This is a genomic window from Mesorhizobium sp. M8A.F.Ca.ET.207.01.1.1 (assembly GCF_004794715.1).
In the GTDB taxonomy this organism is placed as follows: Bacteria; Pseudomonadota; Alphaproteobacteria; order Rhizobiales; family Rhizobiaceae; genus Mesorhizobium.
Genome location: NZ_SRUS01000128.1, coordinates 1 through 411 on the forward strand (window position 1 = coordinate 1; position 411 = coordinate 411).

General features: G+C 69.8%; 1 protein-coding gene. It reads left to right on the plus strand.

The genetic code is table 11. From position 1 onward, the window contains the following. The coding region (locus EN850_RS33820) for an ATP-binding protein (RefSeq protein ID WP_348642453.1) at positions 1-411 on the plus strand (411 nt) is incomplete at both ends.

A 411-nucleotide genomic window follows, 5' to 3' on the forward strand; every position in this document is an offset into this window, starting at 1 on the left:
ATCGCTGCACGGCTACCTGGAAACGCTGGCATTGAAGGATGCCACGCTGTCGCCGGACGAGCGGCGCCGTTATCTCGGCATCGCCCTGGCACAGAGTGCCAAGGTCGGCCGGCTGGCGCGCGCGCTGTTCGAGCTGGCGCGGCTGGAGCATGGCGAAGTGCGGCTGGAGTGGGAGGTGTTCGCACTGCCGGAGCTGCTGCAGGACGTGCTGCAGAAGTTCGAACTGGCGGCGCAGGCGCGTGGCCAGCAACTGCACGCGGCATTCCCGCCCGGCCTGCCGCCGGTGCGCGCCGACCTTGGCCTGGTCGAGCGGGTGCTGACCAACCTGCTCGACAACGCGCTGCGGCATGCACCCGAGGGCGGGCAGATCGAGGTGCGCCTGCGCGCAACCGATGACAGCGTGGAGGTGAG